The organism is Streptomyces caelestis, assembly GCF_014205255.1.
Taxonomy (GTDB): Bacteria; Actinomycetota; Actinomycetes; order Streptomycetales; family Streptomycetaceae; genus Streptomyces; species Streptomyces caelestis.
The window spans coordinates 186665-209383 of sequence record NZ_JACHNE010000001.1 but is presented as its reverse complement, the minus strand read 5'-3'; the positions used below and the strand labels follow the sequence as shown (position 1 = coordinate 209383).

The following is a 22719-nucleotide window of genomic DNA, read 5'->3' as shown; positions in this document are numbered from 1 at the left end:
CGCTACGAGCGCATGCCCACCCGGGCGAACTCCCGCATGCCCTCCGCGAACCCGACCTCCGGCTTCCAGCCGAGCTCCGACCGCAGCCGGGACGAGTCCGCGATGATGTGCCGTACGTCCCCCAGCCGGTACTCGCCTGTCACGATCGGCTCGGGTCCTCCGTACGCCGTGGCCAGCGTCCGCGCCATCTCCTCCACGGTGTGCGGCTCGCCGCTGCCGGTGTTGTACACGGTCAGCACACCCCCGGTCGAACCGGCCTCCAGGGCCGTCACGTTGGCCGCGGCCACGTCCCGTACGTGCACGAAGTCCCGCCGCTGCCGGCCGTCCTCGAACACCCGAGGCGCCTCTCCGCGGGCGAGCGCCGAGCGGAAGAAGGAGGCGACCCCGGCGTACGGGGTGTCGCGGGGCATCCGGGCCCCGTACACGTTGTGGTAGCGCAATGACGCCGCCGAGCCGCCCGTCGACCGCGCCCACGCGGCGGCCAGATGCTCCTGGGCGAGCTTGGTGGTGGCGTACACGTTGCGGGGATCCACCGGCGCGTCCTCGGCGACGAGCCCCGGCGACAACTCCTCCCCGCACACCGGACACCGCGGTTCGAAACAGCCGGCCGCCAGGTCACTGACAGACCGGGGCCCCGGCCGCACCACTCCGTGCCGTGCGCAGGTGTACCGCCCCTCCCCGTAGACCACCATCGATCCGGCCAGCACGAGCCGCCGAACCCCCGCCTCCGCCATGGCCGTGAGCAGTACGGCGGTGCCGAGATCGTTGCGCGAGACGTACTCCGCTGCGTCGGCGAACCCGGTGCCGAGCCCGACCATCGCCGCCTGATGGCACACGGCGTCCACACCGGACAGGGCACGGGAGACAGGCTCCCGGTCCCGCACGTCAGCACCCCGGTCCCCGCGCACGTCGAACACGACGGGCTCGTGCCCGCGCGCCTGAAGCGCCTCGACGACATGGGACCCGATGAACCCGGCACCGCCGGTGACCAGTACACGCATGCGCCCACCGTAGGGCGGCGTATCCGCCGTCCCGTAGGACCGCCCCCAGCACGTCACCAGTCCGTAAGACGACGCGCTGCCAGCCGGGCACGGCCGCTCCGGAAAGAGGCACCCGAGGTACCAAGATGTCGCGTTCCGATTCCGGCCGACTGCGCGCATTCGTTGCTGACTGTCGCACGGCATGGGCTGCAGGCTCGATGCGAAGGTGCGCCGGATCAAGCCGCGTGTGCGGGTCAGACGGGCAGTGACTTCTTGAGGATCTTGCCTGCGGGGTTCCTGGGCACCTCGTCGATGAACCGGATCTGCCGGGGCCGCTTGTACGCGGCGAGGAGGCCGGCCAGGTGGGCCTGCACCTCGTCGGCGGTGGTCCCGTCCTCGGCCACCACGAAGGCCAGCGGCACCTCGCCGTAGTCCGCGTCCGCCACCCCGACCACGGCGGCGTCGTGCACCGCGGCGTGGGAACGAAGTGCCTGTTCTATCTCCCTCGGGTAGACGTTCTGCCCCGCCCGGATGATCAGGTCCTTGCTCCGGTCGATCAGGTGCACCCGGCCGTCGGGGTCGATGAAGCCGAGATCGCCGGTGCGGGTCCAGCCGTCCGTCGTGATGTCGGCCGTGGCGTTCTCGTCGTTCCAGTAGCCGCGCATCACTCCGGGGCCGCGCGCGCAGATCTCCCCGATGACGCCGGGTGCGACATCCTGGTCCTTCGGGTCGAGGGCCTTCACCGACATACCCGGGATCACCCGGCCGGCCGGGATCACGTCGGTGGTGCCCGGCGCGGGGTGCTCGTCAGGGCCGAGCGTGACGAAAGGACCGCCCACCTCGGTCATCCCGTAGACCTGCCGGAAACCGCAGCCGAGCCGTTGTGCGGCCTCGGCGTAGAGCTCCGGCGGCATCGGTGCGGCACCGTAGAGCACCTCGCGCAGACTGGACAGGTCCGTGCTGTGCAGCGCCTTCGACTGCATCAGGAAACGGAGCATCTGAGGTACCAGCCAGACGTGCGTGGCCCGGTTGTCCTCGATCGCGGCCAGCGCCCGCTGCGGCTGGAAGCCCGGCATCAGCACCACGGTGGCACCCGCGGCCATATAGGTGAGGGAGACCACCATGCTGCCGTGGTACAGCGGGCAGCAGTTGACCAGCACGATGTCGTCCGTGGGCCGGACCTGGGCGAGCCAGCCGAGCGCGATGGCCCGGAAGGAGGCGTGGTCGACGGCGACGCCCTTGGCCCGGCCGGTGGTCGCCGAGGTGTGCAGGATCGCCGCCGGCGCGTCGTCCGGCACGTCGGGAAAGCCCGCGCTCCCGCCGGCATCTGCCACGGGCGCGTCGGGGAGGTCCGGCCCGCCCGTCTCGCAGAGCGCGGCGAACTCCGCGCCGTCCACCGGCACGCGGATCCGCACCGGCAGGTCCGGATGCCGCTCCAGCAGGGCCGACTCACCGATCACCGCCACCGGGTCGCAGCGCTCCGTGATCCCGGTCACCTCGGCGGGGGTGAGGCTGTGGTTGAGCGGAACGAACAGCGCCCCGAGACGGGCCAGCGCGAAGTACGTCTCCAGCACCTCGATGCGGTCCACCGAGAGGACGGCCACACGGTCGCCTCCTCGGATGCCGCGCTCGGAGAGCGCGTGGGCGAGCCGGGCCACCCGGTCGTGGAACTCGGCCCAGGTGACCGAGCGGCGTGCGTCCACCAGTGCCGTCCGGTCCGGGAAGCACTGGCGGTTGCGCTGCAGCAACTGGCTCAGCCACATCACGCACCGTCCGGCTGCGGGGCGGCGTTGGCACGATCGGCGAGGAACCGCTCGTAGTCCGCGATCGTGGACAGGTTCTCCATGTCCTGGGCGGTGATCTCCACCCCCATGCGCTGTTCGATGAGCAGGACCAGACGCACGAGGTCCCCCGAGTCGATACCGCTGGCGGCCAGATCGGTGCCGTCGCTCAGTTTCTCGGCGTACTCCGACGTCCCGGTCAGTTCGGTGAGTAGCTCACGTACGGTGCTCATGCCCGTCCACCTTTCAAAGCGCCAAGCGGTCTCTCGGATCGGAAAGAGGAACGGGAGGGCGCCGGCAATCCCTGCCACCACTGTGGTGTTGCTCACGCCATCGCGGCAGGTGGTGAGGGATTGAACCAGCCGTGCCGCTCCTCCTCCTGTATGAAGCCCCCGCACGGCAGTTGCCCACACGGTCCGGACACAGGGGGAGAGGGGAGCGGAGGTTCCAGGTGACCACCGAGGCAGGTTCAACGGCCGTCGCCGCGGGCGACGACAAGCATCTCGGCGAGTGCTTCGAGGCACTCGTCGCGGCCGACGAGCGGATAGAACCCCGGGACTGGCTGCCCGACGGCTACCGGCGGATGGTGCTCCGTCAGATCGCCCAGCACGCGCACTCGGAGATCATCGGGATGCAGCCGGAGGCGTCCTGGCTGACCCGGGCCCCCTCCCTGCGACGCAAGGCCGCCCTCCTCGCCAAGGTGCAGGACGAGGCCGGACACGGCCTGTACCTGTACGCGGCGGCGGAGACCCTCGGCGTCACCCGGGCCGAACTTCTCCACGCGTTGCACAGCGGACACCAGCGGTCCTCGGACACGTTCAACCACCCCGCCCTGACCTGGGCCGACACCGGGGCGATCGCCTGGCTGACGGACGGCGCGGCGGTGATCAACCAGGCCCCGCTGTGCCGCACTTCCTACGGCCCGTACGCGCGGGCCATGCAGCGGGTGTGTCAGGAGGAGACCTTCCATGTCCGTCAGGGATACGACCTGCTCTGGGCGCTGTGCCGGGGCACGCGGGAGCAGCAGGAGATGGCGCAGGACGCCGTCGGCCGGTGGTGGCTGCCCGCGGTGGCCCTGATGTTCGGACCGCCGGACACGGTCGACGGCGGCGGGGACGCGCGGGCCGCGGCCCTGGGCGCCGCGGTCAGCCGCCGTTCGATGTCCTGGGGGATCAAACGCCACACCAACGACGAACTGCGCCAGCGCTTCGTGGACACCGTCGTCCCGCAGGCGGAGCGGCTCGGGGTGACCCTGCCCGACCCGGCGATCCGCTGGAACGAGGAGCGCGGGCACTACGACTTCACTCCGGTGGACTGGCAGGTGTACCGCACAGCCCTGGCCGCAGGCGCGCAGTGCGGTCGGCAGAGGCTGGCGCACCGCGTGGCGGCCCACGAGAACGGGGCCTGGGTGCGCGCGGCGGCCGACGCCTACGCGGCACGCCGGACGACGGAGGGGCGGGAGCAGTGAGCCACGAACACGAAGCCGCCGGGGCACAGGCGCCCTGGGAGGTGTTCATCAGGCCGCGTCGTGGCCTCTCCCACCAGCATGCCGGGTCGGTCCACGGCGCGGACGCCGACATGGCCATCGCCCATGCCAGAGACCTCTACACCCGCCGGGGGGACCCGGTGTCGATCTGGGTGGTGCGTTCCGACGCGGTGCGTGCCTCGTCTCCCGGCGAGAAGGACCCCTTCTTCAGCAACGGAGCCGACAAGCCCTACCGGTATCCGCAGATGTACGTGCCGCTCAACGAGGCAGACGACCATGACGAGTGAACTCCGAGGTGCCGTCGCCGGGACGCGGAACCGCGACATCGCCGAGTACGCCCTCAGGCTCGGTGACGACGCGCTGATCCTCTGTCAGCGACTGTGCGCATGGGTGACCAACGCCCCCACCATCGAAGAGGATCTCGCCCTGTCGAACATCGCCCTGGACCTGCTCGGCCACGCCCGGACCCTGCTGAGCCTCAGCGGTCGTTCGGACGGGACGAACCGCAGCGACGACGACCTCGCCTACCGCAGGACCGAGCGACAGTTCCGCAACGCGCTGCTGCCGGAGCTCCCGGGTGGCGACTTCGCCGTCACCATCGCCCGGCAGCTGGCGTACACGCACTACACGAGTCTGCTGTACGCGGAACTGGCGGCATCGGCCGATGAGGGGCTGGCGTCCTTCGCCGCTCGCGCGGCCAAGGACGCGGAGTACCACCGCCTGCACGCCTCGCAGTGGACCGTACGGCTGGGCCTGGGCACCGAGGAGAGCCGTCGGCGGATGCAGGCGGGTCTGGAGCACGTCTGGCCCTATGCGGCCGAGCTGTTCGAGGCCGACGACCTGACGGCCCGGCTCGACACCGACGGCACGGCGGTCGCCCCGGCCCGCCTCCAGGCCGCCTGGGGCCGGGAGGTGGCCGGGGTCCTGACGGAGGCCGAGCTCATGGTCCCGGCGCCGTCCTGGCAGGCGACCGGCGGGCGGTCGGGACTCCACACCGAGGCGTTCGCCCCGCTGCTGGCCGAGTTCCAGTCGGTGTTCCGGCAGTACCCCGGAGGTGTCTGGTGAGCGCGGCTCTCCGCTCGGACCTCGACCGGATCCGGGCCCGGGTGGGGGCCGTACCGGATCCGGAACTGCCGGTGATCACCCTCGCCGACCTGGGAGTGCTCCGTTCGGTGCGTCAGGACGCGGACGGTGTCGTGGAGGTCGTCGTCACACCGACCTACCTCGGCTGTCCGGCGCTCCCCGTGATCGAGGCGGACCTGCGGACCGTACTGGCGGAGTGCGGCCATCCCGACGGGCGGGTGACGTGGGCACTCTCGCCCGCGTGGACCACCGAGTGGATCAGCGAGGAGGGCCGCCGCAAGCTCGCCGAACACGGCATCGTGCCCCCCGGCCCCGTCGGAGCACCGCTGCCGGTCCGGCTCGGTCTCGGCCGGCCCTGCCCGCACTGCGGTTCCGTGGCGACCCGGCCGCTCGGCCCCTTCGGGCCGACCGGATGTCAGACGGTCCTGGTGTGCACCGCCTGCCAGGAGTCCTTCCCCCACATGAAGGCGGTGTGACGGCGCCCATGACGACGACCGAGCAGGACACGGCGGCGCCCACCGGGCGGGCGACCGGATGGCACCGGCTGCGTGTGGCGCAGGTGCGGCCGCTCACCGACGACGCGGTGGCCCTCACTCTCGACCTCCCGGACCGGCTGGCCGGCACCTTCGCCCACCGGCCCGGTCAGCACGTGACCGTCCGGCACGCCCTGAACGGCAGCGAGATCCGCCGCAGTTACTCGATCTGCCCGCCACCCTCCGAGCCGCGCGCGCTGCGCCTGGTGGTCAAACGGCTCGGCCCAGGCGGCTTCGCGGACTACGCCACGACCGTGCTGACCGCCGGTGACGTGCTGGACGTCGCGCCCGCGACCGGCGGTTTCGGACTCGTGGCGCAGCCCGCGGCGCACCATGTGATGGTGGCCGCGGGCAGCGGCATCACCCCGCTGCTGAGCATGGCCACGGCGGCACTGCGGGACGACCCGCAGTGCCGGGTGTCGCTGATCTATGCCAACCGTACGGCCCGGTCGGTGCTGCTCGCCGACGAACTGGCCGACCTCAAGGACGCCTACGTCGACCGGTTCCTCCCCCTGTACGTGCTGACCCGGGAGACGCGCGAGGCCGAGATGCTCTCCGGCCACATCGACACCACGAGGCTGCCGGGACTCCTCCGGGCGGTCGGCGCCGAACCGGACGGCCACGCGTACTTCTACCTCTGCGGACCCTGGGGGATGGTCACGTCGGTGCGCGAGGCCCTGACCCGGTGGGGTGCCGACCCGGCACGGATACGCTTCGAACTCTTCACCCTCGCCTCCCAGGACCCGCCACCACCGGCGGCCGAACTTCCCGGCGGCACCGTGCAGATCACCGCCTCTCTCGGCGGACGGACGACCGTGGCCGTCATGGCGGAGCAGGACCGGACGGTGCTGGACGCACTGCTGAGGGTCAGGCCGGACACTCCGTATTCCTGCCGCGAGGGTCTGTGCGGAAGCTGTCGCGCCAGGGTGACCCACGGAACCGTCACGACCGGCCGCCAGTACGTGCTGGGGCCCCCAGAACTCGCGGCGGGATACACCCTCGCCTGCCGTGCCCGTCCGGAGTCCGAGGAGGTGGGGCTGGACTTCGACCTCTGAGCAGCCTTCGAGCACACGAGAAGGGCGCCACATGACCACTGCCCGCTGTATCTCACCGCGCCGATAGCGCACCCCGTCGAGGAGACGCGATGACCGACACCACGTCAGTGCCCCGCGACCCGGGGACGGACGATCCGCTGGTGACCTTCCACGGAAAGACCCCCTACGACGACTACGTCCACGCCTCGTTGCTGTCCTCCCTGCAGCAGCCCCTGACCAACGACCCGCACGAGATGGCGTTCCTGGTCACGACCCAGGTGATGGAGCTGTGGTTCACCCTGGTCGTCCACGAGTGGCAGGCCGCCCGGGACGCGCTGGTCAAGGACGACCACGAGCGCGCCATGGACGCCCTGCGCCGCAGCATCAGCGCTCATCACGCCCTCAACGACTCCTTCCGGCCGATCGCGAGGATGACCCCGGTCCAGTTCAACGGATTCCGTGAGGCGTTCGGCGCGGCGTCCGGCTTCCAGTCGGCGAAGTACCGGCAGATGGAGTTCCTGCTCGGCGACAAGTCCCGTTCGCTGATGAACCCGCAGCGGGCGGATGCGCGGGCATACGCCGGGCTGGAGGAGCTGCTGAACCAGCCGTCGCTGTACGACGAGACGCTGGCCTACCTGCACCGCCGCGGTCTGCCCGTTCCGGAGCAGGTACTGGAACGCGACATGACCACGCCGTACGAGGCCGACCCGGACGTCGAGGAGGCCTGGCGGCGGGTCTACGCCGGCCCGCAGAACGATCCTCTGCTGGGCCTGGGAGAGGCGCTGACCGACATCGCCGAGCTCGTCATCCGCTGGCGCGGCGACCATCTGCTCGCCGCCCGCCGGGCGATGGGCGCCAAGACGGGCAGCGGCGGCTCCTCGGGCGTCGCCTGGCTGGAGAAACGAGCCGCCCGTCCCGTGTTCCCCGAGCTCTGGACGGTGCGCGGTCGTGTCTAGGCAGATCTCCGAAGCCGCCGCCGAGGAAGAGCGCCGGGTGCTGGGCCTGAAGCCCGTGCTCGCGCCGGTCCACCGCTCCTACGGCGAACACCCCAGCCAGGTCTACGACCTGTGGCCGGCCGAGGACCCGGACGCCCCGCTGGTCATCCTGCTGCACGGTGGCTACTGGCGGTACAACCGGATGCATCTGACGCCCTTCGCCGCGTACCTGGCGGCGAACGGGTTCACCACCGTGCTGCCCGAGTTCCGGCGATCCGGCGGCGACGGCGGCTATCCGGGCACGTTCGACGACGTCGCCCTGGCGGTGGACACCATTCCGGCCGGCCGCACCTACGTGCTGGCCGGCCACTGCTCCGGCGGCCACCTCGCCCTGTGGGCTGCCGCACGCGGGCTGCTGCCCGCGGAGTCGCCGTGGTACACCACCGACCTGCCGACCGCGGTGCTCGCGCTGGCTCCCGTCACCGATCTCGCCGGGGCGATCCGGGAGGACCTCAGCAACAGCGCGGCGCTGGAACTGCTGGGCGGCGCCGACCACGCCGAGTCCCGGCTTCCGGTCACCGATCCGCTCACCCTGCTGCGGGAGAAGGGCTCGACCGGCGTGCCGACGGTGGTCCTGCACGGCGCCGCCGACGAGGAGGTGCCGTTGGAGCAGTTCGGCGACTACATGGCGGTGCACCCGGAGGCCGAGCTGGTCGTCCTGCCGGAGACCGGCCACTACACCCTCATCGAGCCCGGCTCGCCTGCCTCCCGCGCGGAGATCGACGTCTTCGCCCGGCTGTCACGCCACGAGAAGGGGTGACCGGTGACCGTCTCCGCCGAAACCGCGCCCGCCCTCGCGGAACTGCGGGCACGGGCGTTGGCACTCGACACCGCGGACCCGCTTGCGGCCCAGCGGGAACGCTTCGTCCTGCCGGACGGAATCGTCTATCTGGACGGCAACTCGCTCGGAGCCCTGCCGGCCGCGGTGCCGGGAGTGCTCGCGGATGTCGTCCACCGGCAGTGGGGTGCCGGCCTGATCGGGTCGTGGAACGAGCATCAGTGGTGGCAGGCGCCACTGCGGGTGGGGGACGCGATCGGACGGCTGCTCGGCGCGGCGCCCGGGCAGACCGTGGCGGGCGATTCCACCACCGTGCAGCTGTTCAACGGCCTGACCGCGGCAGCCCGGCTGCGTCCCGGGCGACGGCTGCTGCTGACCGATCCGGGACACTTCCCCACCGACCAGTACATCGCCGACTCGGTGGCCCGGCTGCTCGGCCTGGAGGTCCGCCGGGTCGCGGTGGACGCCCTGCCGCGGTGGCTGGCCGAACAGGGGCGCGAGGTGGCGGTGGCCGGCTACTCCCCGGTCGACTACCGCACCGGTGAGCTGCACGACATGGCCGCGATCACCCGTGCCGTACAGGAGGCCGGGGGACTGATGTTGTGGGATCTGTGCCACGCTGCAGGCGCGCTGCCCGTCCGGCTGGACGAGCTGGGTGCCGACCTGGCGGTGGGCTGCGGTTACAAGTTCCTTTCCGGCGGACCGGGTGCCCCGGCCTTCATCTACCTCGCCCGGCGTCACCAGGCCGCGTTCGACCAGCCGCTGACCGGCTGGAACGGGCACGCGGACCCCTTCGGACTGAGCGGTGACTACACCCCCGCCCCGGGAGTGGAGCGGGCCCGGATCGGCACGCCGCCGATCCTCTCCCTGCTCGCGCTGGAAGCGGCCCTCACCGCCTTCGACGGGATCGGCATGGAGCAGATACGGGCCAAGAGCCTGTCGCTGACCGGGTTCTTCATGGACTGCGCCGACGCCCTGCTGGACGGTCTCGGCTTCACCGTGGTCACCCCACGGGAACCGCACCGGCGCGGCAGTCAGGTGGCTCTGCGGCACCCGGACGCGTATCCGCTGGTACGCGCGCTCGCCGCCCGCGGTGTCATCGGCGACATGCGGGCTCCGGACCTGCTGCGGTTCGGCGTCAACGCCCTGTACGGCTCCCACCGCGACATGCTGACGGCTGTACGGCACCTGCGGGAGGCCGTGACCCACGGGGAGCACCGGGACCCGTGTTTCCGGCAGCGCGCCGCCGTCACCTGACCGCCTCGCACATGGCTCGCGCTGCCGGCGGTGGACGTGACGTTCCGCGGCGCCGGCTGCGCGCCGGCCAGGCGCTCACCTGGTCCGGCCGGCGTCGAGTCACCACCTGGAGGCTGCGTCGGTGCGCGGATCCCGGCGATGAGCTGTCCGCGCGGCGTGCCCGGGTGCCGGGTCGCGGCGCCGGAGCGGGCAGCGGCGCGGGGGGTGCTCCCCCACGGGGAGACGGTGTCCGAGCCGACGTTGGTCCGTCAGGCGGACTGCTGGTGCCAGGCGTCGTGGAAGCTTCGCCGGGCGCGGTGCAACCGGGAGCGGACCGTCCCGAGCGGCAGGGCGAGCGCCGTTGCCATCTCCTGCTCGTCCAGGCCGTAGACCGCGCGGAGGGTGAGTACCTCACGATGGTGGTCCGGCAGCCGGTCCAAGACGTCGTTGATGTGGACGGCTGCCATGGGATTGGTGTCCTGCGCCAGGTCAGGCAGATCCTCGGCTGCGAAGTCGCCCAGGCGCCGCTGGGTGCGGACGGCTTCCCGTACCGCTATCGCGCGGGCCCAGGCGTAGAAGGCATTGGGCTCGCGCAGACCGCGGACGCCGCGGTAGATCGCGAGCATGGCCTCCTGGGCGGCATCCAGGCCGTGCCGCCGGGTGACCCGCTGGCACAGCCGTACGACCAGCGGGGCGACGTGCTGCAACAGGTCGTTCATCGCCTGACGGTCGCCGGCCTGAGCGCGGGGAAGCAGGGCGCTCACCTCCGGGATGTGGCGGTCGCGGAGGGCGATGACGCCGGTGCCGCGAGGCTCGGCGCCGGTCTCGGGCGTGGTTGACGTACGGGTGCTGGACATGGGGCTCTCATGAGTGCGGCGGGCTGCCCGGAGCGGCCGGACGCGGCCCGTGGCCGGAGCGAAGGTGTGCTCGTCGGCACCGCTGAGCGAGGCGACCCCGAGGGCCTCGGGCCGATGCTGCTGGTGGGGCATTGCGCGATTCACCTTCTGACGTGCGTGGTGCGTTCCAGGTGAGCGGGGTGACGGACGGTCAAGAGCGGTTGATCTCACACCTGCCATGCGGACAGGGGTTGGCACGGCCCTCGGACGTCGGCAGCTGGGCGAGCGGCGCGTCGGCCTGTTCGGGCACCGGTGTCCGTGTGATGGCGACGGTCATGAACGTGCCTGCCTCGCCGGAGTGGGTCGGTGGTGCCCCCGACGGGCCGGTCCGCCGGTCGTCCGGCCGCGCTCGCGCCACGAGGGGTGGTGGGCCCGGGGCCGGCGGCTCTTGAGGATGGCCAGTGGGAGCACGAAGGCCCCGTCCTTCAGCCCCTGCAGATGAGGCGGGCCCGGCGCAGCGACAGCTGCGCGAGCTGCTGCCACACCAGCCACACCCGGCAGAGGGCGTTCCGCAGCCGGAAGTCCTGACACGCGGTGTGCGCCGCGTACAGCGGCCGGTCGTTGTGCCGGGTCAGCTCCTCCTGGAGGGGGGCCACCCGCGTGAACGGCTCGGCGGACCAGTCGCCGCGGCGGACGGCGCGGATCAGGGCCGCGGCCAGCGCGTGGACGATCTCCGCGTTCATCGTGATCTCGCGGGTGAGGAACAGGTCGTCGCTCGCCGACGGTTCCGAGACGAACCACCGTGGCCCCCAGGTCCGGGCCGTGCGTTGCCAGAGCGGCGAGTCGGTCCAGGGCGCGGCTGCAGAGGCCCCCCTGAACCGCCGTGCCGGATCGGGGAAACCGCCGATGACGGCGTGGAACACCTGTTCCGGATCGTCCGGGGGGCTGTCGAAACGGTCCGGGTCGACGCTGAGGGTGACGCCGGTCAGCGGGTCGCGGCCCTCCGCCGTGGTTGCCGAAGCCGACGAGCTGCACCCAGCCGCCGTCGAAGAGATGGTGGACCGTGCCCCGCGACCACGGGCCGGACCGGCGGGACCGGCCGCGCGGGAGGAGGTCCTCGAACGGGGCCACGTCCCGCTTTCCGGTGGCCGGCAGGCGGGAACGGTGCCGGAGCCGTGCCACCCGGTCGTCACCGCCGTTGCGCGCCACCAAGGGAGAGCCGGGGCCGACCGCGTCCACGACGAAGCCTGCCTGGTGCAGCCCGTCCTCGGTGCGCGCCCAGGCGTGGCCCTCGGCGATCCCGGCGTCCTCGAGCGGGACGACGGACGCCGCCGCGCCGTAGACGGCGGCGAGGTCGAGGGCGTAGCGGTCGGCGTCCGGTAGGAAGGGATGCCACTCGGCGTGTTCGCCGGGGACCTCGAAGCGCACACCCTCCCGGGGGCTCAGCCGTCTGCCCGGACGATGGTGGAGGTGGCGCAGGCCGCGGTTCACGCCGCTGGTGCCGCGCAGCATTGCGGGCAACTCGGGGAACAGGCCGGAAGCGGCGATCTCCGGCACCTCGAAGCGGCGGGCCGGCAACCGGAAGACCTCGGCGGTGTACGGCAGCGTCGTCTCGCCCGCGAGCTCGCAGCGATCACCCCGAGGGTTCACCAGCAGAACCCGGACGCCCTGCCCGGCCAGCACTGCCGCCGGCAGGCCGGCTGAGAGACGGCCGCCGAGCACTGCGACGTCGTACGCCGGGTGAGCTCGGACATCGGGACTTCTCATGCCTTGAGCCTGGCCAGGCCGACTGGAATCTGCCTCGAGCCCCGGCCGAACGGCTGCCCGGGCGTGCTGTCCAGCCGAGTTCGAGGGCCGTTCCAGACAGTCCGTGGAGGGTGGTCGCGAAGCGTTCTTCGCCCACCCTCCGGAGGAATGATGGGCTTCGGCATGTCATCTCGGCACACCGACACCGGGGCTGTCGTGTGCGCGGGACGCCGTTTGCCCGGCGGCGGCTCGGGGGCCTGCGGGCGGTGGCGGCCACTGAAGGACGTCACGGACGAGGGAGACGCTGGGGCATCGATCGCCACTCCCGATCACGCGGCCCGGTGGCCTGTACACCCGCCTCTCCCGGCTCCCCGGTGCCGAACCGGCCGCGCCCGGCCTCAAGTTGATATCCGCCGAAGTGCGACCCGCCAGTGGTCCGATCCCGTCCGGGCTCTGTGTTCCCGGACCGACGAAGGTGTGCGTGATGCTCGACAAACCACCCCGGTTCACCGTCCGGGAAGCGGCCGAAGCCCTGTACGACCACTTGTTCTGAGTCGCATCGGAGGAATTTCCATGTCGTCCCTGACCGAGGCGGTACTGGCCGGCGCGGGCCCGAAAGAGCTGCAACGGGAGAAGGTTCCGGACGAATACCTTGCCGCCCACCTTCGCAAGGAAGACGCGGGCATCTTCACGGGGGTGGAGGACAAGGACGTCCGGAAGTCGCTTCGCGTGGGCATGGTGCCCATGCCGGAACTGGCCCCGGACGAAGTGCTGGTGGCCGTGATGGCCAGTTCCGTCAACTACAACAGCGTCTGGTCGGCCATGTTCGAGCCGATACCGACCTTCACCTTCCTGGAACGCTACGGCAGGGAGGGAGGCCACGCCGCCCGGCACGACCAGCCCTACCACGTCCTCGGGTCCGACGCCGCCGGCGTCATCGTCCGCGTGGGCTCCGGCACACGCAGGTGGCGGGTGGGCGACCACGTTGTGGTCTCCTGCATGCAGGTCGACGACCAGGAACCGGTGACACACGCCGACGGCGTGCTCGGCAGCGGGCAGCGTGCCTGGGGCTTCGAGACCAACTTCGGCGGGCTGGCGCACTACACGGTGGTCCGGGCGAGCCAGCTCCTGCCCAAGCCGGCCCATCTGACGTGGGAGGAGGCGGCCGCCAACCTGCTGACAGCCGGGACCGCCTACCGGATGCTGATCAGCGACCGGGGGGCCCGGATCAAGCTCGGCGACGTCGTCCTGATCTGGGGAGCGGCCGGCGGCCTCGGCGCCTACGCCGTCCAACTGGTCAAGAACGCGGGCGGTATCCCGGTCGGCGTGGTCGGCTCGGAGGAGAAGGCACGGCTGGTGCGGGCCCTCGGCTGCGACGTGGTGGTCAACCGTGCGGAGATCGGCATCGGCGGCGACACGACGCCCGAGGACGCGATCACCCTGGGCAGGCAACTGGGCAGGATCATCCGCAGGGAGACCGGCGAGGATCCCCATGTGGTCTTCGATTTCGTCGGCAGGGCGACCTTCGGGATCTCGGTGTTCGTGGTCCGCCGCGGGGGCACGGTCGTCACCTGCGGATCCAGCACCGGCTATCAGCACCAGTACGACAACCGCTACCTGTGGATGCACCTGAAGCGCATTGTGGGCAGCCATGCCGCGAACCTGCAGGAGATGGGGGAGTGCAACCGGCTGTTCACCCTCGGGAAACTGGTTCCGCTGCTGTCCGACGTCTATCCGCTCGAGGAGATCGGTGCGGCGGTACGCCTGGTGCAGCAGAACCGCCACGTCGGAAAGGTCGGAGTGCTCTGCCTGGCACCCCGCGAAGGACTGGGCGTCACCGATCCCGAACTGCGCGCGAGGATCGGGGAGAAGCGGCTCAACCCGTTGCGGAGCCCTGCCCGGAGTTCCGCCTGCAACCGGAGTCCGGCCTGACCCGGAATCCGAAACGCACCCGGAACCCCGGAACACCGCCCGAAGGGACACTGCCCCATGCTTCCCCACTCCACAGGAATCCTGAGCACGGGTTCGTATCTTCCGAAGCAGGAGGTGAGCAACGCCGAGGTCGCCGAACGCGTCGGAGTGGAAACCGAATGGATCGAGCGCAAGACACAGATCCGGAGCCGGCGCTACGCGGCACCCGACGAGGCGACGTCCGACCTGGCCGCCCGCGCTGCTGCCGAGGCACTGGATCTCGCCGGCGTGGCGGCCGAGGACGTGGACTATCTGATCGTCTCCACCTCGACGGGGGACTCGCCGCAGCCCCCCACCGCCTGCCTGGTACAGGACCTCCTGGGCGCCGGTCGTGCCGCCTGCTTCGACATCAACGTGGTGTGCAGCGGCTTCGTCTACGCCCTCGCGCTCGCCCGTGCCCTGGTCGCCCAGCGGCCGGAGAGCCTTGCCCTCGTGGTCGCCGCCGATCTGTACTCCCGGTGTCTGGACTTCTCCGACCGCCGCACGGCGGTGCTGCTCGGCGACGCCGCCGGGGCCGCGCTCGTCGGCCGGACGGGGGACGGGTACGAGTTCGTCGACTTCGAACTCGCCAGCCGTGGTGATGCCCAGCGGCTGATCCGGGTCGACGCGGGCGGCAGTCGGCTCCCGGCGTCCGCCGAGACCCTCGCCCGTGGTGACCACCTCTTCCGCATGGACGGGCGGGGTGTGCGGGACTTCGTGATGGAGAACTTTCCGCCCTTCGCCCGGCGCCTGGCCGACAGGACGGGCATTCCGCTCAGCGAGGTGCGGCACTTCGTTCCGCACCAGCCCAACGGCGTGCTGCTCTCCCAACTCGTCGAGGCCAGCGGCCTGGCCCACGCACACACCCACCGCACGCTGGAGCGCTACGGGAACACCGGGAGCGCCTCGGTCGCGGTCACGCTGGACGACGCGGCCCGCGCGGGACACCTGCGCCCCGGGGACCTGGTCATGCTGGGCAGCTTCGGCGGTGGCATGTCGATGGCGGCCGCCTATCTGCGCTGGGGGGCCGCCGCATGACGCCGACGTCACACCGCGAGGAAGCGGCCGGTCGGGTGGAGCGGGTCGGTGTCGTCGGCTGCGGACTGATGGGCTCGGGCATCGCCGAACTGTCGGCGCTGGCCGGGTACGACGTGCGGGTGGCGGTCTCCTCGCAGGACTCGCTCGCGGCCGGGCGCAGCCGCATCCTCGCCTCCCTCGACCGGGCGGTGCGCGCCGAGCGGATCGGTGCGGCCGAGCGTGATGCCGCTCTGGGCCGGATCTCCTTCACCACCGACCTGATCGACCTGGCGGACCGTCAGCTGGTCATCGAGAGCATCGTCGAGGACAAGGCCGCCAAGGTCGAGCTGTTCGCCCTGCTCGACAAGACGCTGCAGGATCCGGAGGCGATCATTGCCTCCAACACCTCCTCCCTGTCCATCACGGCCATGGCGAGCGCCACCAGCCGGCCCGGGCAGGTCCTGGGCATGCACCTCTTCAGCCCGGCGCAGCTCATCCCGCTGGTCGAGCTCATCTCCTCGCTGCACACGTCCGAGTCGGCGCTGGCCCGGGCCGAGGACTTCGTGACCACGGGCCTGGGCAAGCAGGCCATCCACGCGGCGGACCGTACCGGTTTCGTGGTGAACGCGCTCCTGGTGCCGTATCTGCTGGCCGCCATGCGGATGGTCGAGTCGGGCTTCGCCTCCGCCGAGACCATCGACCGCGGCATCACGCTGGGCTGCTCCCACCCCGTGGGCCCGCTCAAGCTCGCCGACCTGATCGGCCTGGACGTCCTGCACTCGGTGGCCGACGCCCTCTACGACGAGTTCAAGGAGGCGCTCTACGCCCCGCCGCCGCTGCTGACGCGCATGGTCGAAGGCGGGCTCCTGGGCAAGAAGGCGGGGCGAGGGTTCTACCGCTACGGGTGACCCGGGCCCCCTGAAACGATCGACGGTGCACGGGCTTCTTCCGTGCCGCCGGAAGGGAGACGATCCATGACGCAGGTCTCCGCCCCCGAGACCTGGCTGACCCTCTACTGCCTGCCGCACGCCGGCGGCAGCGCACGGCCGTACGGACGCCTGGAGGCCGCGGTGCCACAGGGAGTGCGGGTGGTCCCGCTGGAACTGCCCGGCCACGGGAGGCGGCTGCGTGAGCGCCCGCTGGGGGACATCGGGCAGGTCGTGACCGAGGTGATCCGGCTGATGGGAGAGGGCCGGGGCCGGCCCTTCGCCCTGTTCGGCCACAGTTTCGGCGCGCTCGTCGGCTACGAGGCCACGCGGCGTCTGCGGCGGTTGGGCACACCGCCCGAACTGCTGCTCGTCTCCGGGCGCAACAGCCCTGTATGGCCGCTGTCCCACGACCCCCTCCACACGCTTCCGAATGCGTCGTTCACAGCCGGGCTGCGCCGGATGGGCGGCCTCCCGGAAGCCTTGCTCGCGGAGCCGGCGGTGCTGCATGTGTACCTGCCGTCGATCCGCGCCGACCTGCGGATGGTGGAGACCTATGCGCATGCGCACAGCGAGCCGCTGGACATGCCGATCGCGGCCTTCGCGGGACTCCAGGACCGGCTGACCGATCCGGCGGGCATGGAAGCGTGGGGTGAGCTGACCTCACGGCCCTTCGACCTGACTCTGCTGCCCGGGGGCCACTTCTTCCTCGACGAGCCCGAATTCCGGACGGCCCTGGCGGACCGGCTCGGGCGGATCGGTCCACCGGCCGTCGCGGTACCAGGAGGCACGACGGCGGAACTTCCCGAGGACGAGATCTGCCGGGAGGGAACATCCTCACCTCCATGAACACCTGCCTGCTGCTGTCCGGCAGGCGGGCTTCCCGACTACGGCACCGCCTGGACCTCCGCCGAGCAGCGGGACACCGATCACAGGCGATTCCGGGGGCTGACCCACGGTACCTCGCAGGGCACGTCCGGACGCCCTGTCCCGCCGCGCCGACCAGCGCGTCGCCGGGCGACCGGGCCCGGTTCACCAGCTGCGTCGAGTCGTGCCGGCCGGGGTGCGTGCGGATCAGCAGTCGTGCGGCGCGGTCCGCGTTGCACGGCGGCGGCGGCCTGCCGGGCCGACGTGACACGGCCGCCGTCCAGGAGCAGTCGGGCGATGCGGTCGCGCGGCCGGTCGTCGCCGCAGGTCCACACCGCTGCGGCGGCGCAGAGGGCGGCGAGGCCGTGGCAGACGCCGAGCGAGACGTCCCGGCGCAAAGACCGGCCGGACGACCGGCTGAGTCGTCCAGCCGGGTCGCCTTGGCGCCGAGCGGGCCCGGTACGAACGCGGCGTGGAAACCGCGGTCGTCGAGCATCCGTTCGGCCCCGGCCGGCACCTGTCTCGCACCGGTCGCCGGCGAGCAGCGTGGTGACCCCGGAGGGTGGTCCGGGTCCAACAGTCGGGTGAAGCCGGCGCTCCAGACCGTTGGGGGGCGGCGGTGCCCCGGCCTGGCATGGGTCGTCGCCCGCCCACAGGGTCGGCGACTCGCCTGCCTGACGGATCCAACAAATACGCTGTAGCCCAGGACATCGGGACCCCGGACGTCCGCCGGGACCTGGCGAGCGGACGGCCCCGGCGGCACCGGGCGACCTCAGGCAGCGGTCGGCCGGCTGCTCAGCCGGGCCGCGGTGCGGCCGTGGGATGGGGCGGAGCCGCGGTGGTCGGGAATCTCCTCGCCGGAGAGCACCGCCTGGTGCAGCCGCTTCAGCCGCTGCGAGGGTTCCAGGCCCAGTTCTGTCACCAGGGCCGAGCGCAACCGCTGGTACACATCCAGGGCCCGCCACGAGCCGCCGGACCGGTACAGGGCCGTCATGAGCTGCGCGCAGAACGTCTCGTGCATGGGGTGCCGGGTGGTCAGCACGGAGAGTTCCGGGACCAGTTCGCCATGGCGGCCCAGTCTGAGGTCCGCGTCGATCCGCTGCCCCAGGACGGTCATCCGCTTCTCCTCCAGGCGGACGACGTCCAGCTCCAGCACAGGGCCCACCTTCACATCCACCAGCGCGGGCCCGCCCCAGAGCCCGAGTGCCTGACTGAGAAGCCTGGAGGCCGTGCTGTCGTCTCCCGCCTCGAGGGCGCTGCCTCCCGAGGCGGCGAGCTTCTCGAATTCCTGTGCGTCCACCCGCCCGGGCTGGGCCCGCAGGAGGTACCCGCCGTGCCGTGTCACCAGGACGTCCTTCGCATCCACGGCGTCGCACTCCAGGGCGGCGGAGAGCTTGCGGCGCAACTGCAGGATGTAGGTCTGCAGGGTGGTGGCGGCGCTGCGCGGGAGTTGCTCGCCCCAGATCTCCTCCATCAGGTTCGGCACGGTGACGACGCGATCGGCCTGCAACGCCAGGAGGGCCAGGACCTGACGGGGTTTGGTGGCGCTGGGGACGAACGACGACTGTTGCCGGTAGGTGGCGTTGAACGGCCCGAGAACCGTGATGTCCATCATCTGAGTCCTCTGCTGTCTTGCGGAACTTGCTCCGAAGACTGGCAGGTTGGCGCCGTGACGCCCAGTGATCCACTCACGAGTCTGCGTGTGAATATGTCATGTCATTCCTCAAGTGCCCTAGCTGGACCCTGCGTCCACGATTCAGACGATCGCTGCTCACATGCTGGACACCCTTTGCGTGAAAGACGCGGTTTGTTCGCAAGGTAATCATGACTCTTAACTTTCAAGAATCTTGACAGGAGGGCTTCAAAACCCGCCATCATGGACACATGAGCCTCCCCCCACTCATCATCCCCGCTACTCCCATGCGGAAAGAATCTCTGTGCGGCACGTCTCGACAGGAGTCTTTATTCATTACTTACCCGGGGACGCCGCAGTCGGGCCGCCGGAGGCGTGTAGGGGGAGATGTCGTCGGTGACGTGCGCCACTTTCAGGTCTGTCGGGCGGTTACCGACGGAACTCCCGGGGCATGGACTTCATCTGACGGAACGGAATACCGGGTCACCGGTGCTCGGGGCCTGCCGTGCCGAAGGCAGAGGGCGGAAGTCGACAAGGAAGGCCGAAGCGCACCCTCGGCTTTTTTCAGCTTCGTGCATTTGCTGTGCTCGATTTATTTTATTTGCTCACGGAAACCTTCCTGTCGCCCGTGTGGCATGGGCGCGACATTCAGGAGAGGGCCGACGGCCGTCCCGGAGGCCGGTCGGTCACGAAGACGGGAACTCCCGCACCGCGCGGCACGTGTGAGGCATGACCGCTGCCGCACAGCGAGCGGCCGGCGCTCGTGAGAAGACGAGTTGTGAGTGCTGCCGGCAATGGACGGTGCGTCGGCGCCTTGCGCGAGAGATCCCCCGGAGTGCTCGGGAAGTGCCGGCCGGACGGACCGGACCGGCTGCCGGACCATGACATCCCCAGGCACTGGCTGACCCGGGGCATCACCGTCGTCCCGCTTGTCATCGCCCCCATCGTGCTCGCCGAGCTCGCGTTCGCCGCTCCGATGACTGTCGTGAGGCTGCGGGCGCTGCGCCGACTGCCGGTGGTCCTCTGTGCGCAAGCCGCACCGACCTGTCTGCCCACCCTCTGGTACGGCGTTCCCCGGGCCCGTAGGACGGGGACGCCGGCCGCCTCAGTCCTGCCGCTCGACATGCGCGCGGTCCGGCTCGTCTGGTCTCTGGTCGTCGCCGGCGCTCTGGGCAGCGGTGACGCGGGAGCGGCTGCGTTTCTCGCGGGACCTCCGCGACCTGTCGGGGGGCAGCCTCTCCGTCATCATCCTGAAGGAGGGGCCGGCCTGTCGGCTGGTTCCGGCGGAGGCGCGCCGCGCCGGTCGGGAGAACGCGGCGATGGTGGACGCCTCGCACCAGGCCCTCACCGACCCGCGTGTGATGGCCAAGGCCGGCATGGACGTGGCCCCGGTGACCGACCACGACCGGTTGGACCCGGCGCTCGACGCCGCCCTGACCACAGTGCCGAAGGAGGGAACCACCGACATCCTCAGGCACGGCAAGGCCAGGAACCGCTCCAACACGATCAACATGCGGAGCGGCACCGTGCGGCTCGTCATGGTCAACCACGGCGTCGTCCCGTCCGCCGCCGGCCTCCACAGCGGCCACGGACCGGGCAAGCTCGGCGCCCGCCTGGCGGAGTTCGGCGGCCGAGCGGAGGGGGAAGGGCGTCCGCCCGGACGGTCGCTTCCAGCTCGTCGCGGAGGCACCACTGCGGCCTCCGAACGATCAGGCGGCCGCTGCCGAAAGCAATGGGGGTCAGAACAAGTGCACCGGCGTGGGGCCGGAGCGCACGAAACGAAAGTAAACGACCATGCACACCAGAATCCTGCTCGCCGAGGGTGTTCATATGGTCCGCGGGGCCCTGGCCGCCCTGCTGGGGCTGGAAGCGGACCTGACCGTTGTGGCCTTGGTGAGCCGGGGGGACGACATCGTACCGACCGCTCTCGAAACCCGGCCCGACGTCGCGGTGCTCGACATCGATCTCCCCGGCACGGACGGGCTCACCGCGGCGACGGAACTTCACCAGAAGCTCCCGAGCTGCCGCACCCTGATCCTCACCTCCTTCGGCGGCCCGGGCCTGCTGCGCCGCGCTCTGGCCGCCCAAGTGCCGGGGTACCTCCTCAAGGACGCCCCGCCCAGCCAGCTCGCCAAGTCGGTGCGTGCGGTCGCCGCCGGTCAGCGAGCCATTGACCCCGAGTTGCTGCTGGAGGCCTGGAACTGCCAGGAGAATCCCCTCTCGGCCCGGGAGACGGAAGTCCTGCGGCACGCTGCCCGCGGCGCCGACGCCGGCGAGATAGCCAACAGCCTGTGCCTGTCCAAAGGGACCGTGCGGAACTACCTGACCTCCGTCGTCACCAAACTCGGCGCGCGAAACCGTATCGACGCGGTCCGGATCGCCTACGACCAGGGCTGGTTACCTTGAGTCGGGGGGCGGCGGGGGGCGCCGAGGCGGGCATCTCGGCCGGTGCGCCGCCCGGGGAATGTGACGCGCCGTGCATCCGCTGCTCGATTCGCTGGGGCCGGCCCACTGGTACAGGGGCAGGGCACCAGCCGTAGTGCTCACCGCGGTGGCGGGCCGAACCTGCGCCAGCAGCTCCAGGTTCGCGTCCTGGACGGCTGACAGCGGCACTGTCCGCGTCGTATGCCTCATGGACGATCTCCTCGTCTGCGCCGGGGCACGTCGATGTCTCGCCGGGCCCGGACGGCCTGTCGCATGCCGTCCCGTGGTCCGGCGCCCCCCCGGGGCGCCAAGCACAGCCTCCCGGGCCGGGCTTGAGGTGAGGTGGAGCGGGACTACAGCGTCGACGGCGGCACGGGGCGCGGTGGTGTCCGTCCGCGCTCGAGCGATTGTCGAGGCCGGCGTCGCAGGGTGTGACCGTCCCGTCCGCCCGAAGGAGGAAGTCCCACGATGCCGTCAGCCGTCCCTTCCGGCCGCCGCCGAGGCGCCGGCCTCCGGCGCCGTCCAGGAGCCGGCCACGGCCACCGGGACCCAGGCGCCCATCCGGCACCGGGGGGCGCGGGTCTGCGCCGACGCCGGGCTGCTCACGGAAGACGACGACCAGGTCTTCTCCCTGACACAGGCGGCCGGGGACCTGCGCGAGGACAGCACCGTCTCGCTCCGCGACTTCACCATCTGGCCGGGCTGCCGGCCGTACGCCAGGCATGGGCGGCCCTGGCCGGCGCGGCACGCACCGCACGGACGCCCTTCGTCGAGATCACCGGGACGCCGACGTGGGCCTGCCTGAACGAACACCCCAGAGCCCCCGGCCGCCTTGGACAGGACCAGGACCGAGCTGCTCCGGCAGCTCACCGCGGCCGTCACCAAGCCCTGCGACCTCGGCTCCGTCCGCGCCGCGGCGGACGTGGGCGGTGGCCGCGGGGCACCGCTCGCGCCGTGCCGGCCGTCTTCCCGGACACTCAGGGAGTCCGCTACGACCGCTCCGAGGTCATGGCCGACACGGACGGGCCGCTGCGCGACGCCGGGGCCGGCGAGGGCGACAGCCGGGTGGGCGGCGACTTCTTCGGCTCGGTGCCGCCCGGCGGTGACGCCCACGCCCTGGCCGACGTCATCCACGACCGGGACGACGAGATGTCCCGGCGCTTCCTCGCCAACTGCCGCGAGATCCCGGGCGAAGAGGGCCGTGTGCTCCTGGCCGGGACGGTGGTGCCGGACCGGCCCCGGCCGACCCCCCTGGTCTCGCTGACGGACCTGTACGGGCCAGCCGTCCACGGCGGCCGGCAGCGCACCACCGACCAGTTCACCGACCTCCTCGCCGACGCGCGACCCAAGCCGGCCCGCATTGCCACCGGCGGCGACCGCACCCTCGTCGAAGCCATGCGGGAGTGACCCCTAC

The 22719-nt window shown here is 71.4% G+C and carries 23 protein-coding genes; 16 read left to right on the top strand and 7 right to left on the bottom strand.

The window, feature by feature from the left end; translation table 11 throughout:
• Positions 1-2: 2 nt before the first annotated feature.
• The 3 genes from HDA41_RS00915 to HDA41_RS00905 all read right to left on the bottom strand — a co-directional run bounded on the left by HDA41_RS00915 (position 3) and on the right by HDA41_RS00905 (position 2994).
• Positions 3-1001 (bottom strand): NAD-dependent epimerase/dehydratase family protein, encoded by a 999-nt coding sequence (locus HDA41_RS00915; protein WP_184979730.1) that lies wholly within the window; start codon positions 999-1001, stop codon positions 3-5.
• A 233-nt stretch (positions 1002-1234) separates the two neighbouring features.
• Positions 1235-2743, bottom strand: coding sequence for a class I adenylate-forming enzyme family protein (locus HDA41_RS00910; protein ID WP_184993029.1), 1509 nt, complete (start codon positions 2741-2743; stop codon positions 1235-1237).
• Positions 2743-2994 carry an acyl carrier protein gene (locus tag HDA41_RS00905; RefSeq protein WP_184979728.1) on the bottom strand — a complete coding sequence of 84 codons (252 nt, stop codon included), beginning with the start codon at positions 2992-2994 and terminating at the stop codon, positions 2743-2745. Before HDA41_RS00905 ends, HDA41_RS00910 begins: the two co-directional genes overlap by 1 nt.
• Before the next feature lie 311 nt (positions 2995-3305).
• Between HDA41_RS00905 and paaA the strand changes: the two genes are divergently transcribed.
• The 8 genes from paaA to kynU all read left to right on the top strand — a co-directional run bounded on the left by paaA (position 3306) and on the right by kynU (position 9927).
• Positions 3306-4229, top strand: a complete 924-nt coding sequence (gene paaA, locus HDA41_RS00900; RefSeq protein ID WP_311772197.1) for a 1,2-phenylacetyl-CoA epoxidase subunit PaaA — start codon at positions 3306-3308, stop codon at positions 4227-4229.
• The gene (gene paaB / locus HDA41_RS00895) at positions 4226-4534 is read left to right on the top strand and encodes a 1,2-phenylacetyl-CoA epoxidase subunit PaaB (RefSeq protein ID WP_230299826.1); all 309 of its coding nucleotides are present in this window, start codon (positions 4226-4228) and stop codon (positions 4532-4534) included. The genes paaA and paaB overlap by 4 nt, the downstream gene beginning before the upstream one ends.
• Positions 4524-5312, top strand: coding sequence for a 1,2-phenylacetyl-CoA epoxidase subunit PaaC (paaC, locus tag HDA41_RS00890; protein WP_184979724.1), 789 nt, complete (start codon positions 4524-4526; stop codon positions 5310-5312). Before paaB ends, paaC begins: the two co-directional genes overlap by 11 nt.
• On the top strand, positions 5309-5806 hold the full coding sequence (gene paaD / locus HDA41_RS00885; protein WP_184979722.1) for a 1,2-phenylacetyl-CoA epoxidase subunit PaaD: 498 nt from the start codon (positions 5309-5311) through the stop codon (positions 5804-5806). Before paaC ends, paaD begins: the two co-directional genes overlap by 4 nt.
• A gap of 8 nt (positions 5807-5814) precedes the next feature.
• A complete protein-coding gene (locus HDA41_RS00880; protein WP_184979721.1) occupies positions 5815-6918 on the top strand; it encodes a 2Fe-2S iron-sulfur cluster-binding protein in 1104 nt (367 codons plus the stop codon).
• 89 nt (positions 6919-7007) lie between these two features.
• Complete coding sequence (locus tag HDA41_RS00875) at positions 7008-7853, top strand: tryptophan 2,3-dioxygenase (protein ID WP_184979720.1); 846 nt, start codon at positions 7008-7010, stop codon at positions 7851-7853.
• Positions 7846-8652, top strand: a complete 807-nt coding sequence (locus HDA41_RS00870; protein ID WP_230299827.1) for an alpha/beta hydrolase family protein — start codon at positions 7846-7848, stop codon at positions 8650-8652. The genes HDA41_RS00875 and HDA41_RS00870 overlap by 8 nt, the downstream gene beginning before the upstream one ends.
• Positions 8653-8655: 3 nt before the next feature.
• Positions 8656-9927, top strand: a complete 1272-nt coding sequence (kynU, locus tag HDA41_RS00865) for a kynureninase (protein WP_230299828.1) — start codon at positions 8656-8658, stop codon at positions 9925-9927.
• 248 nt (positions 9928-10175) lie between these two features.
• Here the strand turns inward: kynU and HDA41_RS00860 are convergent, their stop codons facing one another.
• Both HDA41_RS00860 and HDA41_RS00855 read right to left on the bottom strand, forming a co-directional pair.
• A complete protein-coding gene (locus HDA41_RS00860) occupies positions 10176-10895 on the bottom strand; it encodes an RNA polymerase sigma factor (protein ID WP_230299829.1) in 720 nt (239 codons plus the stop codon).
• Between the two features lie 332 nt (positions 10896-11227).
• Complete coding sequence (locus tag HDA41_RS00855; protein WP_184979719.1) at positions 11228-11665, bottom strand: hypothetical protein; 438 nt, start codon at positions 11663-11665, stop codon at positions 11228-11230.
• An 85-nt stretch (positions 11666-11750) separates the two neighbouring features.
• Here HDA41_RS00855 and HDA41_RS00850 point away from each other — a divergent pair, with 85 nt between their 5' ends.
• The 6 genes from HDA41_RS00850 (at position 11751) to HDA41_RS00825 (ending at position 17230) form a co-directional block, all read left to right on the top strand.
• Positions 11751-12125 carry a hypothetical protein gene (locus HDA41_RS00850; RefSeq protein ID WP_184979718.1) on the top strand — a complete coding sequence of 125 codons (375 nt, stop codon included), beginning with the start codon at positions 11751-11753 and terminating at the stop codon, positions 12123-12125.
• An 87-nt stretch (positions 12126-12212) separates the two neighbouring features.
• Positions 12213-12446 carry a hypothetical protein gene (locus HDA41_RS00845; protein WP_184979717.1) on the top strand — a complete coding sequence of 78 codons (234 nt, stop codon included), beginning with the start codon at positions 12213-12215 and terminating at the stop codon, positions 12444-12446.
• Positions 12447-13061: 615 nt separating this feature from the next.
• On the top strand, positions 13062-14420 hold the full coding sequence (gene ccrA / locus HDA41_RS00840) for a crotonyl-CoA carboxylase/reductase (RefSeq protein ID WP_184979715.1): 1359 nt from the start codon (positions 13062-13064) through the stop codon (positions 14418-14420).
• A 57-nt stretch (positions 14421-14477) separates the two neighbouring features.
• Positions 14478-15476, top strand: a complete 999-nt coding sequence (locus HDA41_RS00835; protein ID WP_184979713.1) for a 3-oxoacyl-ACP synthase III family protein — start codon at positions 14478-14480, stop codon at positions 15474-15476.
• Positions 15473-16363: a 3-hydroxybutyryl-CoA dehydrogenase gene (locus HDA41_RS00830; protein ID WP_184979711.1), complete on the top strand. Its 891-nt coding sequence runs from the start codon at positions 15473-15475 to the stop codon at positions 16361-16363. The genes HDA41_RS00835 and HDA41_RS00830 overlap by 4 nt, the downstream gene beginning before the upstream one ends.
• 66 nt (positions 16364-16429) lie before the next feature.
• A complete protein-coding gene (locus HDA41_RS00825; protein ID WP_184979709.1) occupies positions 16430-17230 on the top strand; it encodes a thioesterase II family protein in 801 nt (266 codons plus the stop codon).
• 790 nt (positions 17231-18020) lie between these two features.
• On the opposite strand, the gene HDA41_RS00820 is transcribed toward HDA41_RS00825, so the two are convergent.
• Entirely contained in the window at positions 18021-18860 is an 840-nt protein-coding gene (locus tag HDA41_RS00820; protein WP_184979707.1) for an AfsR/SARP family transcriptional regulator, read from the bottom strand.
• A 1815-nt stretch (positions 18861-20675) separates the two neighbouring features.
• On the opposite strand from HDA41_RS00820, the gene HDA41_RS00815 reads away from it, so the two are divergent.
• The gene (locus tag HDA41_RS00815; protein ID WP_184979705.1) at positions 20676-21287 is read left to right on the top strand and encodes a response regulator transcription factor; all 612 of its coding nucleotides are present in this window, start codon (positions 20676-20678) and stop codon (positions 21285-21287) included.
• A gap of 492 nt (positions 21288-21779) precedes the next feature.
• On the opposite strand, the gene HDA41_RS00810 is transcribed toward HDA41_RS00815, so the two are convergent.
• On the bottom strand, positions 21780-21998 hold the full coding sequence (locus HDA41_RS00810) for a hypothetical protein (protein ID WP_184979703.1): 219 nt from the start codon (positions 21996-21998) through the stop codon (positions 21780-21782).
• A 261-nt stretch (positions 21999-22259) separates the two neighbouring features.
• Here HDA41_RS00810 and HDA41_RS42185 point away from each other — a divergent pair, with 261 nt between their 5' ends.
• A complete protein-coding gene (locus tag HDA41_RS42185; protein ID WP_184979701.1) occupies positions 22260-22712 on the top strand; it encodes a methyltransferase in 453 nt (150 codons plus the stop codon).
• The last annotated feature ends 7 nt before the right edge of the window (positions 22713-22719 follow it).